At 63.8% G+C, this 13,039-nt stretch carries 12 protein-coding genes; 9 read left to right on the forward strand and 3 right to left on the reverse strand.

Features of this window, described 5'->3' with window-relative positions; genetic code table 11:
• Window positions 1-4: 4 nt before the first annotated feature.
• The 4 genes from P9217_RS16095 (at window position 5) to P9217_RS16110 (ending at window position 3,480) form a co-directional block, all read left to right on the forward strand.
• Window positions 5-637, forward strand: a complete 633-nt coding sequence (locus tag P9217_RS16095) for a LysE family translocator (protein ID WP_278087251.1) — start codon at window positions 5-7, stop codon at window positions 635-637.
• Between the two features lie 147 nt (window positions 638-784).
• Window positions 785-2,275: a D-glycero-beta-D-manno-heptose-7-phosphate kinase gene (gene rfaE1 / locus P9217_RS16100; RefSeq protein ID WP_082953958.1), complete on the forward strand. Its 1,491-nt coding sequence runs from the start codon at window positions 785-787 to the stop codon at window positions 2,273-2,275.
• Window positions 2,276-2,282: 7 nt separating this feature from the next.
• Window positions 2,283-2,855 carry an SIS domain-containing protein gene (locus P9217_RS16105; RefSeq protein ID WP_278087252.1) on the forward strand — a complete coding sequence of 191 codons (573 nt, stop codon included), beginning with the start codon at window positions 2,283-2,285 and terminating at the stop codon, window positions 2,853-2,855.
• The gene (locus tag P9217_RS16110) at window positions 2,848-3,480 is read left to right on the forward strand and encodes an HAD family hydrolase (protein ID WP_278087253.1); all 633 of its coding nucleotides are present in this window, start codon (window positions 2,848-2,850) and stop codon (window positions 3,478-3,480) included. The genes P9217_RS16105 and P9217_RS16110 overlap by 8 nt, the downstream gene beginning before the upstream one ends.
• A gap of 68 nt (window positions 3,481-3,548) precedes the next feature.
• Here P9217_RS16110 and P9217_RS16115 read toward each other — a convergent pair whose 3' ends face one another.
• On the reverse strand, window positions 3,549-4,025 hold the full coding sequence (locus P9217_RS16115; RefSeq protein WP_278087254.1) for an Lrp/AsnC family transcriptional regulator: 477 nt from the start codon (window positions 4,023-4,025) through the stop codon (window positions 3,549-3,551).
• Between the two features lie 220 nt (window positions 4,026-4,245).
• On the opposite strand from P9217_RS16115, the gene trxB reads away from it, so the two are divergent.
• The gene (trxB, locus tag P9217_RS16120; RefSeq protein ID WP_278087255.1) at window positions 4,246-5,220 is read left to right on the forward strand and encodes a thioredoxin-disulfide reductase; all 975 of its coding nucleotides are present in this window, start codon (window positions 4,246-4,248) and stop codon (window positions 5,218-5,220) included.
• A gap of 72 nt (window positions 5,221-5,292) precedes the next feature.
• Entirely contained in the window at window positions 5,293-6,189 is an 897-nt protein-coding gene (locus P9217_RS16125) for a LysR family transcriptional regulator (protein ID WP_095777339.1), read from the forward strand.
• An 821-nt stretch (window positions 6,190-7,010) separates the two neighbouring features.
• Here P9217_RS16125 and P9217_RS16130 read toward each other — a convergent pair.
• Entirely contained in the window at window positions 7,011-9,062 is a 2,052-nt protein-coding gene (locus tag P9217_RS16130) for an elongation factor G (protein ID WP_067326663.1), read from the reverse strand.
• A gap of 272 nt (window positions 9,063-9,334) precedes the next feature.
• Here P9217_RS16130 and P9217_RS16135 point away from each other — a divergent pair, with 272 nt between their 5' ends.
• Window positions 9,335-9,730: a cupin domain-containing protein gene (locus P9217_RS16135; protein WP_066994518.1), complete on the forward strand. Its 396-nt coding sequence runs from the start codon at window positions 9,335-9,337 to the stop codon at window positions 9,728-9,730.
• A gap of 60 nt (window positions 9,731-9,790) precedes the next feature.
• Here the strand turns inward: P9217_RS16135 and P9217_RS16140 are convergent, their stop codons facing one another.
• On the reverse strand, window positions 9,791-10,993 hold the full coding sequence (locus tag P9217_RS16140; protein WP_067326660.1) for a pyridoxal phosphate-dependent aminotransferase: 1,203 nt from the start codon (window positions 10,991-10,993) through the stop codon (window positions 9,791-9,793).
• Between the two features lie 205 nt (window positions 10,994-11,198).
• Here P9217_RS16140 and P9217_RS16145 point away from each other — a divergent pair, with 205 nt between their 5' ends.
• Window positions 11,199-12,098 carry an EAL domain-containing protein gene (locus tag P9217_RS16145; RefSeq protein ID WP_095823235.1) on the forward strand — a complete coding sequence of 300 codons (900 nt, stop codon included), beginning with the start codon at window positions 11,199-11,201 and terminating at the stop codon, window positions 12,096-12,098.
• Window positions 12,095-12,970, forward strand: a complete 876-nt coding sequence (locus tag P9217_RS16150; protein WP_278087256.1) for an EAL domain-containing protein — start codon at window positions 12,095-12,097, stop codon at window positions 12,968-12,970. The genes P9217_RS16145 and P9217_RS16150 overlap by 4 nt, the downstream gene beginning before the upstream one ends.
• The last annotated feature ends 69 nt before the right edge of the window (window positions 12,971-13,039 follow it).

A 13,039-nucleotide genomic window follows, 5' to 3' on the forward strand; every position in this document is an offset into this window, starting at 1 on the left:
CAAGATGCCGTCGACCGAACTGCTTATCGCCTTTTTCGTCACCACGGCTATCTTCGCCTACATTCCCGGACCGGCCATGCTCTATGCCGCCGCGCAGACCATGGCGCGCGGGCGTTGGTCGGGGCTGACGGCGGCGCTCGGCATCCATCTCGGCGGCTATGTCCATGTCCTTGCCGCCGCAACCGGACTGTCGGTGTTGTTCCACGCCGTGCCGCCGCTTTACATGGCGGTCAAACTTGTCGGCGCGCTGTACCTGATCTGGCTCGGTGTTTCGCTGTTCCGCGCCAAGATCCAGGGAAACGGAACGCTTCCTGCCATCGAGCGAAAATCGGTGCGTCGCGCCTTTTTCGAAAGCATCACGGTCGAGGTGCTCAATCCCAAGACAGCAATCTTCTTCATGGCATTCCTGCCGCAGTTCATCGATGCCTCGGCGACCTTGCCGGTTTGGCTGCAGTTCGTGGTGCTGGGAACCGTCGTCAACCTGATGTTCTCGTCGGCCGACATCGTTTGCGTCTTTCTCGCCGGCGCCATGATTGCGCGCCTGCGGCGCTCCGGTCGCGCGCAGCGCCTTATGCAACGCGCAGGTGGCGCCGTGCTTGTCGGTCTCGGCGTCCATGTCGCCTTGCAGAAGAGCTGATCCGTCCGGCGCCTTGGCCGTGCGCATACGGCCGCCGTTGCGCTGGCCCCGATTGCGGTATATCGGCATCGCGAAGAATGAAGAGCGCCGGTTTTCCGGCGCTGCAACCCCGATCAAGAACCGTCGTTTTCGGCGCGTGCCAGTGAGATGATCAAGCACCATCTGCCTTCCCCGGAGCCCTTGCATCGCACCATCGCCCACTTCGGCGAGGTCACGGTGCTGGTGGTCGGCGATTTCATCCTCGATCGTTTCGTCAACGGCGTCATCGAGCGGATCTCGCCTGAAGCGCCGATCCCGGTGCTGCATGGGCGGGGCGAGGTGGTGGCCCTGGGCGGCGCCGGCAATGTCGTTTCCAACATCGTTTCACTGGGCGGCGCCGCGATCCCGGTGTCCGTCATCGGCGCCGACCAGGCCGGCGACAATCTCATGCGCATGCTCGGCGATCTTGGCGCCGATACGGACGGCCTTGCACAGCGGCAGGACCGCATGACCTCGTCGAAGAGCCGCTTCAGCGCGCTTAACCAGCAGGTGCTGCGTTTCGACGAGGAGGAAATCAAACCGTTGTCCAGTGGCGAGCGGACGACGCTTGTCGAGCATTTCCAGGCTGCCCTTGCGCGTGCCGATATCGTCATCCTGTCCGACTACGGCAAGGGCATCCTGCTCGACGGCGTGGCGGCCGAACTGATCGCGATCTGCCGCGATGCCGGAAAACCGGTGCTGATCGACCCGAAGGGCCGCGACTATGCGCGCTATGCCGGGGCGACGGCGGTCACGCCCAACCGCAAGGAACTCGGCGAGGCGGTCGGACGCCCGGTCTTCGGCGATGACGAGATCGTCGCTGCGGCACGCGACCTGATTGCCGCGCATGACTTCGAGTTCATCGTCGCGACGCGCAGCGAAAAGGGCATGAGCGTGGTCACCGCGGAGGATGCCCGCCATATCTCCACGCAGGCGCGCGAAGTGTTCGACGTCTCCGGCGCCGGCGACACGGTCATCGCCACCTTCGCGCTGTCGCTCGCCGCGGGCGCCGACCGGGTGCAGGCTGCTACAATCGCCAATGCCGCCGGCGGCGTGGTCGTTGGCAAGCGCGGCACGGCGCGGCTGACAGTGGAGGAGCTTTCCGGCGCGCTGTTCCGCTCGCATGGACCGGTCGCCCACAAGGACGCCATTCTCGACGCCAATGCGGCGGCCAGGATGGTGGCGGCCTGGAAAGAGGAGGGGCTGTCGGTTGGCTTCACCAATGGCTGCTTCGACATTCTGCATGCCGGCCATGTCAGCCTGCTGCACGCCGCGCGCAGCCGATGCGACCGGCTGGTGCTCGGCTTGAACAGCGACGCCTCGGTGCGCCGGCTGAAAGGGCCCGGACGTCCGGTCAACGACCAGCACGACCGCGCCTGCGTGCTCGCGGCGCTCGCCTCGGTCGATGCCGTTGTCGTCTTCGAGGAAGACACGCCGCTCAAGCTGATCGAGGCGCTTCTGCCCGACATCCTGGTCAAGGGCGCGGATTACACGATCGAGACCGTGGTCGGCGCCGACGTGGTGCAGAACGCGGGCGGGCGTGTGGTGCTGGTCGACCTCGTCGCCGGCAAGAGCACCACCAAAACCATCGGCAAGCTGCGCGCCGGCGGCGCGAATTGAGGGTTTCATGTCCGAGCTGAACGACTATCTGGTCCGCTCCGCGGCGGCGATCTCGGCAATGGTCGAGCGCGATCTCACCGGCGAGATGGAGCGCGCGGTGAGCGCGGTCGTGAAGGCGCTGTCACACGGCAAGGCGCTGCTGATCTGCGGCAATGGCGGCTCGGCGAGCGACGCCATCCACATCGCCGGCGAACTGGTCGGCCGGTTCCTTAAAGAGCGCAAGGCCTACAATGTCATCGCGCTGCCGGCCAATGCGGCGGTGCTGACCGCCTGGGGCAACGACTACGGCTTCGACACCGTCTTCTCACGCCAGGTCGAGGCGCATGGGTCGGAAGGCGCGGTATTGCTCGCCATCTCCACCAGCGGCAATTCGCCGAGCATCCTTGCCGCCGCCGAGCAGGCGCGGGCCATGGGCATGACGGTGATCAGCCTCACCGGCGACACCGGCGGCAAGCTCAAGCCGCTCACGGACATCTTGCTCAACGTGCCGTCGACCTTGACGCCGATCATCCAGCAGGGGCATCTCTGCCTCTATCACCACCTGTGCGAGGCGGTCGAAGCGCGTCTCAGCAATGGCTGACCGCGAAGGGGATTTTCCGCTCGTCGAGCCCGGCCTGTGGATCGAGCGGATTGGCGCCAAGGCGTTTCCGGCTGGCCTGCCGGCACTGTTTCTAGACCGTGACGGCACCATCAATATCGATACCGGCTATCCTGACGATCCGGACGCCATGGTGCTGCGCGACGGTATCGCGCCTGCCATAGAAGCCGCGAATCGGCGCGGCATTCCGGTCATCCTCATCACTAATCAGTCCGGTATCGCGCGCGGCTATTTTGGCTGGGATGCCTTCGCCCGGGTCAATCAGCGGGTTCTCGACCTGCTTGCCGAGAAGAACGCAGCCGTCGACATGGTGCTGGCCTGCGCCTACCACGAAGCCGGTTCGGGGCCGCTGGCGATCGCCGATCATCCGATGCGCAAGCCCAATCCGGGCATGCTGGTCCAGGCCGCGCGTCAACTCGGCCTCGATCTCAAGCGATCGCTGATCGTCGGCGACAAGCCGGCCGACATGGAAGCAGGCCAGCGCGCCGGCCTCACACGCGGCTGGCTTGTCGATGGTGAAGCCATGGCGATGGGCGGGCTTTCGGTTTTGCCCCTGCGCGGGGCGCAGGACCTGGAGAGCCTGCTGACCGCGATACAATCGCGCTGATCGCGGATTGATTCAAAATTGAACGCCAAGCCGCTGTTTTTCCAGCGGCTTCATCGGAAGCCGGCGCATTAAGCCGGAAAGGCGACCAGCCCCTCATCCTTGACCCGGCGGATGGTCAGCGCGGTGCGCACCGTGTCGACATTGGGCGCCGAGGCGAGCTCCTCGATGACGAAGGTCTGGAAGGTGCCAAGGTCGCTTGCCACGCAATGCAGCAGGAAATCGGACTCGCCCGACACCATCCAGGCATCGCGAACGAGCGGCCAGCCCCTCGTCCGCTCGGCAAAAGCCTTGAGCTCGGCGTCGGCCTGATGGTGCAGGCCGATCAGGCAGAAGGCGACGACATCCATGCCGAGCGCCGGCGCATTGAGGAGCGCACGGTAACCGCGGATGATGCCGGCCTCTTCCAGTCGCCTGACGCGGCGCAGGCAAGGCGGCGCCGAGATGCCGACGCGGCCGGACAACTCGACATTGGTCATACGACCGTCACTCTGCAGCTCTCGCAGGATCTTCCAGTCGATGGCGTCGAGATCGGCTTTGAGCGGCATGATCGGCTTTCGCGCAAGAATCTTTCGCGATTTTGTAATTTGGTTTCGCGCACGAGGCCACCCCTTTGCGATGATTTTTCTGCAACTGGCTGCGATATGGCCCTGTATACCGCTATGAAGCTTTCCGGGGACGAAGGCCAAGCTGCCTTGCTGGCTTGGCGGGCAGCACTTACATTACCGGCAACAAAACCACGGCCCTCGCGCCGCAGGGGACTTTTTCATGAACACCAAACACGCGCCCGTTCTCATCATCGGCTCCGGGCCGGCCGGCTACACCGCGGCGATCTATGCCGCCCGCGCCATGCTGAAGCCGATGCTTGTCGCCGGCCTGCAGCAGGGCGGTCAGTTGATGATCACCACCGACGTCGAAAACTATCCGGGCTTCGCCGATCCGATCCAGGGCCCCTGGCTGATGGAGCAGATGCTCAAGCAGGCCGAAAATGTCGGCACCGAGATCGTCAACGACATCATCACCGAGGTCGACCTCAATGTGCGGCCGTTTCGCGCCACCGGCGATTCCGGCACCGTCTACACCGCCGACGCTTTGATCATCGCCACCGGCGCGCAAGCCAAGTGGCTGGGTATCCCGTCCGAGCAGACGTTCATGGGCTTCGGCGTCTCGGCCTGCGCCACCTGCGACGGCTTCTTCTATCGCGGCAAGGATGTCGCCGTGGTCGGCGGCGGCAATTCGGCGGTGGAGGAGGCGCTCTACCTCGCCAACCTCGCCAGGAGCGTCACCGTCATTCACCGCCGCAACGATTTCCGCGCCGAGCGTATCCTGCGCGAGCGGCTGTTCAAGAAGGACAATGTCCGCATCATCTGGGATACCGTCGTCGACGAGATCACCGGGCAGCCGGGCAAGGCACCGCTGCCGCCTTCGGTCGACGGCTTGAAGCTGCGCAATGTGGTGACGGGCGAAGTGTCGCGGCTGCAGGTCGATGGCGTCTTTGTCGCGATCGGCCATGCGCCGGCGGTCGAGCTTTTCATCGGCAAGCTGAAGCAGAAGCCGAACGGCTATCTGTGGACGGCGCCCGATTCGACCCGTACCGACGTTCCCGGCGTTTTCGCCGCCGGCGACGTCACCGACGATGTCTACCGGCAAGCGGTTACAGCTGCCGGGCTCGGTTGCATGGCCGCGCTCGAGGCGGAGAAATATCTGGCGGGGATCGAGGTTCACCGCGAAGCGGCGGAATAATCGATCGGCTGAAAAAAGCCGTTTAAAAGCCTGATTTTTCATTCAGACGCCAAGGGCAACACGAGGGGAATCATGGCGCTGGACTGGGACAAGCTACGCGTGTTTCACGCTGCGGCGGAGGCTGGGTCGTTTACCCATGCCGCCGAAACGCTGCATCTGTCGCAGTCGGCGATCTCGCGGCAGGTCAGCGCACTGGAGCATGACGTCGGCGTGGCGCTGTTCCATCGCCACGCGCGTGGCCTCGTGTTGACCGAGCAGGGCGAGATGCTGTTCCGCACGGCACATGACGTGCTGATGAAGCTGGAGACGATCAAGTCGCGGCTGACCGAGACCAAGGATCGCCCGTCCGGCGTGCTGAGGGTCACAACAACGGTGGGGCTCGGGGCCGGCTGGCTGACCGAGCGCGTGCAGGAATTCATCGAGCTCTACCCCGAGATCAGCCTGCAGCTCATCCTCGCCAACGAGGAACTCGACCTCACCATGCGTCAGGCCGATTGCGCCATCCGCCTACGCCAGCCGCAGCAGCCGGATCTTATCCAGCGCCGGCTGTTCACGGTGCATTTCCACCTTTATGCGTCGCCTTCCTATGTGGCGAAGTTCGGCAAGCCCGCCTCGATCGCCGAGCTCAGGAACCACCGGATCGTCACCTTCGGCGTGCCGGTGCCCTCGCATCTGTCGGAGCTGAACTGGCTGGAGACGGTCGGCGATTTCGAGGGCGGGCAAAGGGTGCCGACGCTGCAGATCAACGACATCCTGTCTATCAAGCGCGCGGTCCAGGGCGGCGCCGGCATCGCCATGCTGCCCGACTACGTCATCAACAAGGACTCGAACCTCGTCCAGTTGCTGCCCGAAACCGAGGTGCCGTCCTTCGACACCTATTTCGCCTATCCCGACGCGATGAAGAACCAGGCGAAGCTGCACGTGTTCCGCGATTTCATCATCGCCAAGGCGCGCAGTTGGTCCTACTAGCAGGACCTGCCGATATTCGGGTGGTGCCGGCCTGACCTGGCCCACGACAGGGACTTAAGCGCGCCATGGCGTGGGGCAGCCAGCCGGAGACAGCGCGCCCGGGGCGGAGACAAAGAACAAGGCGCTGCCGGCAATTGCCGAAAAAGTTCGCATCGGGCTCTCCTGCCGCAGAAATAAACGCGACCAGCCCAAGTTCGCATCATTGTGAATTTAGCGTATTTCGGCACCGGAATCTGACCCGGTTTGCATATCAGCGATCGCTTTCAGTCCGGAACGGCTCTGGATTCGGCGATTTTTTCTGGTCCTATCGGTTCTCGCGACGGATTAGACCACAGCCTACCTCTTTTTGCATGCGTGTGTTGCAAAATAGATGCTTGTTTCTTGAGCATGATGAGCACATATATAGTTCATCTCCAGGGCGCGTTCTCCTCCCATTAGCGCCCTCGAGTGTTCCCCTCTGGAGGTTAGCCCTAATCGGCACTTCCAATCAAACTCAGCCGGATCTTTATTGATCCGGCTTTTTTGTTGCGCCGAAGTCACGCCGACACCAGAAATGCGTGCGCGCGGCCCGCGTAACAGTGACATGTAACATCGGGTAACATGTCGCAGACGCACTCTATCGATTAGGTAGATCATAGGACGCGGTTGGGCGGTCCGGGAGATGGGGGCATCACTCGGACAGGCCGGGCTCAGGCAGCTACCGCGTCCGATCCATTTCCTGATGCGGCGGACCTGCCGTTGCCTCCCAAGGAAGACAGTCCGCAATAAGAACGGCGCCCGGACGATCCGGGCGCCGTTTTCGCGTCTTCAACAAGATCCGATCAGGCGGCCTTGCCGTTGGCGTTCATCGCCTCGTCGGCGAGGCGCCCGGTCAGCTCGGCCATATGGTCGAAGACGGCCTTGTAGCTGGCGACGCCTGCCGTCGCCGAGCGCAGCTCGATGATCAGGTCGCCGATCTCGGCCTGGGGCATGGTCGCTTCGACCACGTCCCAGCCCGGCCAGCCGGGCCGCGCGTCATAGCCAAGGATCTGGCCGCGCCGCTGCGGGATCAAAGCGATAATCCTCGAGGTCGCATCTGAAGGCGTGACGATCTCGACCTTCATGATCGGTTCCAGCAGAACCGGCGAACAGGCCGCCATGCCTTCCTTCATCGCCAGCTTGGCCGCCATCTGGAAGGCCATGTCGGACGAGTCGACGGCATGATAGGAGCCGTCCGAAAGGTTGACGGCGACATCGACCACCGGGAAGCCGAGCGGACCGGATTTCAGATAGTCGCGGATGCCGGTCTCCACCGACTGGATGTAGGTTTTTGGCACGACGCCGCCGGTGATGGTGTCGGTGAACTGGAAACCCGTGCCGCGCGGCAGCGGCTTGATCTCGATCACCACGTCGCCGAACTGGCCGTGGCCGCCCGACTGTTTCTTGTGGCGGCCGCGCTGCTGCGCGGATTTGCGGATCGTCTCGCGATAGGGCACCGCCGGCGAATGGCCATCGATCGGGATCTGGTTCTTGCCCTCCAGCCGCTCGCGCACGACGCGCAGGTGCATTTCGCCATGGCCCGACAATACGGTCTCCGCGGAATCCTGGTTGTGGTGCAGGCTGAGCGAGGGGTCTTCCTCGGCTAACCTCTGGATCGCTGCCGACATCTTGACCTCGTCCTTGCGCTCCTTGGGGCGCAGAGCGAATGCGAACACCGGTTGCGGGGGCTCCAGGGCGATCAGCGGCTTGATGCCGCCCTTGGCCGAACTCAGCGTTTGGCCGGTCCTGACATTGTCGAGCTTGCCGAGCGCGACGGTATCGCCAGCCTTGGCCGACGGCAGCTTCAACTGGTCTTTGCCAAGCATCTTGTAGATGCCGGAGACCTTCGTCGTGTCGCCGCTGGAGAGGAAGAGTTCGGCCGCGTCGGCCACCTGGCCGGAAAGCACACGCGAAATAGACAGTTTGCCGCCATGCGCGGTGTGGATGGTCTTCATCACCTGCACGACCGTCTGGCTGCCATCAGGCGCGCCAAGGCGCTTGCGCGTCGCCTCGACGTCAGGCGCGTCGTGGCGGATAGCTTTCAACAGGCGCAGCACACCGTTGCCCTTCTCGGCGGTACCGATCAGCACCGGCGTCACCGAGCCGGCGCGCAGGTCAGCGGCAAGGTCATCGAAGATCGCGTCCTTCGGCGGCTCGATCTCCTCCAGCAACTGCTCCATCAGCTGGTCGTCATGGTCGGCCAGCGTCTCCAGCATCGAGAACCGTGCCTCGAGCTCGCGCGCCTTGTCGTCGTCCGGAATCTCGGCGACCTGGCTTTCGGCATATTCGCGGTAGACATAGGCGCGCTCCAAGGCCAGATCGATCGAGCCGATGACGACACCATCCTTGCGCAATGGAATCTGGCGCAGCAGCAGCGGCGCCGAACTGGCCGGCTGCAGCATCTTTAGCGTCTCGCGCACGCCGGCGACCGCCTTGTCCACCTTGTTGAGGAACAGGATGCGCGGCACGCCGAGATCGTCGAGCTTGCGCATGATGAGCTGAAGCGCGGGTATCTTCTTTTCGTCCGCTTCGGCCACGACCACGGCGACATCGCAGGCGGCAAGCACCGGCTCCGCCTCGAAGGCGAACTCGATGGAACCGGGGCAATCGACGAAGGTGAACTGCTCGCCCATGAATTCCGTCGTGGCAAAGGTCGCCTCGACGCTCATGGCGTGGGCGCGGGCTTCTGGCGAATGATCGGAAACCGTGTTGCCCGATGAGACGGGATTCTGGCGGGGAATGGCGCCCGTGCGGGCGAGGATAGCTTCGAGAAGTGTCGTCTTACCGCTTGCGAAGGGACCGACTATGGCGATGCATTTCGGTCCCGTGCGTCGTCCTCCGGCGCGATTACCCATGGCTGACCTCCACTCAGGCGTTTCCCTGGGAGCGGCGGCCGGCCTGTTCAGCCGTCGCGGGCGGGGTTGTTGCTCACCACCTGCCAAGGCCATCGTCACACGGGTTCGCGGAGAGGGCAAGGAAAATAGGAAATGCGCCGGCTTTGGTTTTGTGCTCGGTTTCGAACAGCCCGGTGGCTCAAGCGCTCAAAGGCGATTGCGTCGGTCGCCATATAGCAAGAAACTGACCTCCCGCTGCGGCGACGGTCCCTAACGATTTGAGAGTTTCTACGATGAAGATCATTGCGTGCGGCAGCGTGCCGACGATCATCGCGCCTGAAAAGTATTTCACCGGCAAGGTGCTGCAGACGCCGATCATCGAGAAGGAGGCGCCGGCGCGGCTGAGGGCAACCCTGGTCAGTTTCGAACCGGGCGCCCGCACGCATTGGCACACGCACCCGCTCGGCCAGACGCTCTACGTCACGGCCGGCGCCGGGCTTGCGCAAACGTGGGGCGGGCCGATCGAGGTGATCAGGGCCGGCGACGTCATCTCCTTCGCGCCGGGCGAAAAGCACTGGCACGGCGCCGGGCCGAAGACCACGATGACGCATGTCGCCATGCAGGAAGCGCTGGACGGCGTCCATGCCGAGTGGCTCGAGGCGGTCTCCGACGAACAGTATGGCGGCTGATTGCCGTCCAACAAAAAACCCGGCGCGAAGCCGGGTTTTTGTGGATTGCGGCGTTGCCGATCAGGTCAGCGACGCAGTGAAGCGCTGGATGCGGGTGCAGGCTTCCTCCAGCAGCGCCTCCGATGTTGCGTAGGAGATGCGGAAGTTCGGGCCGAGGCCGAAGGCCGATCCGAACACAACGGCAACGCCTTCGGCGTCGAGCAGCTCCGAGCAGAAGGCTTCGTCATTGTCGATGACCTTGCCGGCCTTCGTCTTCTTGCCGATCAGCTCAGCGCAGGACGGATAGACGTAGAAGGCGCCTTCCGGCGATGGGCACGAGATGCCGCGCGCCTGGTTGAGCATCGACACGACGAGGTCGCGCCGGCCCTGGAAGATCGCCTTGTTCTTGGCGATGAAGTCCTGCGGGCCGTTGAGCGCCTCGACGGACGCCCATTGCGCGATGGTGCAGGCGCCGGAAGTCTGCTGGCCCTGGATCATGTCCATTGCCTTGATCAGCGGCACCGGGCCGGCGGCGTAGCCGATACGCCAGCCGGTCATGGCATAGGCCTTCGACACGCCGTTCATGGTCAGCGTGCGCTCGTAGAGGCTCGGTTCGACCTCGGCGATGGTCTTGAAGAAGAAGTCGCCATAGGTCAGGTGCTCATACATGTCGTCGGTCAGCGTCCAGACATGCGGGTGCTTGAGCAGCACGTCGGCCAGGGCCCTGAGTTCACGCTCGGTGTAAGCGGCGCCCGATGGGTTGGACGGCGAGTTCATCAGCAGCCATTTCGTCTTCGGCGTGATCGCCCTTTCCAGCACCTCAGCCGTTAGCTTGAAGCCGTTGTCGATCGAGGTGTCGGCAAAGACGGACGTGCCGCCACAGATCGCCACCATTTCCGGGTAGCTCACCCAATAGGGGCGCGGGATGATGACCTCGTCGCCGGGGTTCAGCGTCGCCATGAAGGCGTTGAACAGGATCTGCTTGCCGCCGGTGCCGACGATGGTCTGCTCCGGTCGGTAGTCGAGATTGTTCTCCCGCTTGAATTTTTTCGCGATCGCCTCGCGCAGCGGCGCGATGCCGGAGACCGGCGGGTACTTGGTCTCGCCACGCCGGATCGCCTCGATCGCCGCGTTCTTGATGTTATCGGGCGTGTCGAAGTCCGGCTCGCCGGCGCCGAGGCCGATGACGTCACGGCCGGCATTTTTCAGCTCACGCGCTTTCTGCGTCACCGCGATGGTCGCGGAAGGCTTCACGCGGGAAAGGGCGTCGGCAAGAAAGGCCATGACAGAGCGTCTCCAAGAGAAGGGCGCGGCCAGGAGCGGCCGCGGCGCCTCTCATGTCGCATCATCGGGCCAAGCGCAAGCATTGTCGGGTGATCCAGAGGTCAAGGTGGCGTGAGCGGCAACTATAAATTCATCAACGAGCGGTAAACCCTTGGCTGGCAGGATGGCAGATCGAATTCCGCTTATTCTGCGGAGCGAGGGACCTTTGTCGCGCAGCATCGGGCTTGCCCATATCATCCGTCATGATGACGGCACCTCAAGCGGTGTCTGGGGAATCTACACGCTGCAGAGCGCCTTCCAGCCAATCTTCGCCTTCGATGGAGGCAAGCTTTCGCTCGTCGCCTTCGAGGGGCTTATCCGCCCGTTCCGCGACGGTGAGCCGCAATCGCCGATGAGCTTCTTCGGCACTTGCCCCGCAGGCGACCGGCTGCATATCGAGGCGCTGACCAGGACGCTGCATCTGCTCAACGCCGGCGGCTGTCTGCCGCAAGAGGCGTCGATTTTCGTCAATTTCGATCCGTCGGTGTTCACCGACCGCGCCATCGTCGACAAGGCGCTGCGCGACATGCGGCTGGTGCTGCACGAGGCCGGCATCGACCCGCGCCGTATCGTGTGCGAGGTCACCGAGCAGAAATCGGCTTCGCAGGAAACGCTCTACAGCTTCGTCGAGGCGCTGCGCGCCAACGGGTTCCGCATCGCCGTCGACGATTACGGCGCCGACGAATCCGACATCAACCGCATCAAGGAATTGCGGCCGGACATCGTCAAGTTCGACGCCAACTGGATCACGCAGCTGATGGAGTCCGGAGCCGGATTCGCGCTGCTGACAACGATGGTGACGAGCTTCGAAAGTCAGGGCATCCGCACGGTTTTCGAAGGCATCGAGGAAGGCTGGCAGCTCGAGCTCGCCGAGAAATCCGGGGCGTCGATGGTGCAAGGCTATGTGCTTGCCCGGCCGGAGCTGGCCTCGACCAGTCTTCGCGTCTTCGGCAAGAGCGTGCAGGCGCCCGCGGCCGGGGAGGGCAAAACGATCGCGGCCGCCAGTCCCGCTCCGGTGGCGTCAGCTCGCCCGACCAAGGCGTTTGGGCGCAAGGTGACGCCATGATCGGGCGGCCCGACAGGCAGCGCCCCGAAAGGCGGCGAAGTGTCGCCGAAGCGATCTTCGAAGACGAGATCGGCCTTCAATTCGGCGTCTATGGCGAGTTCCGGCTGTGGAGCGCCTACCAGCCGATCTTCGCGCCGCGTGGCAGATCGCTGCAACCCGTCGCCGTCGAGGCGCTGATCGAGCCGCGGCGCGTCGCGACGCCGGTTGCGCCGCAAGTTTTCTTCGACAGCGTTGCGGCAAAGGACCGTCTGTTCGTCGAGACGATGTGCCGGATGCTGCATCTCGGCAACTACCGCAACATCGGCGTCGATGACCTTACCCTGTTCTTCAACTACAATCCGATGATCAACGATCATCTCGGACGGGCGCTCGCCGAGATCCGGCTGATGGCCAGGCATCTCGGCGATTTCGGCCTCGAGCCGGCCATGCTGGTCTGCGAGATCACCGAGCAGGCAGCCGACGAGCATGTGCTCGCCCGCCTCGTGCGCGAGATGAGGCGTGGCGGTGTCCGCATCGCCATCGATGACTTCGGCACCGGACATTCGACCGAAGCGCGCATCAGCCTGCTGTCGCCCGACATCGTCAAGATCGACGGCGGCTGGTTCGCCGAGTTCTGCCGCCATGCCGCCGCCGAGCGGTTCTTCCGGCCGCTGGTTTCGACGCTGCACGACCGCGGCGCCAAGGTGCTGGTCGAGGGCATCGAGCATGCCACGCATCTGCGCGTCGCGCTCGATGGCGGCGTCGACCTCCTGCAAGGATATCACCTCGCCCGCCCGGCGCTCGCCGGCACCATCTTCAACGAAGAGCCGCTGGCGATCGATGCGCTGCTCGGCATGGACAACAAGGTAGTGCCTTTGCATCAGCGCCGCTGATGCTTTCACTCAAAAACAAATCACTGGATGAACTCCGCACAGGCGAGTTAGAGGCTGCCGATCGTTCGT

Source organism: Mesorhizobium sp. WSM4989, from assembly GCF_029625795.1.
Taxonomy (GTDB): domain Bacteria; phylum Pseudomonadota; class Alphaproteobacteria; order Rhizobiales; family Rhizobiaceae; genus Mesorhizobium.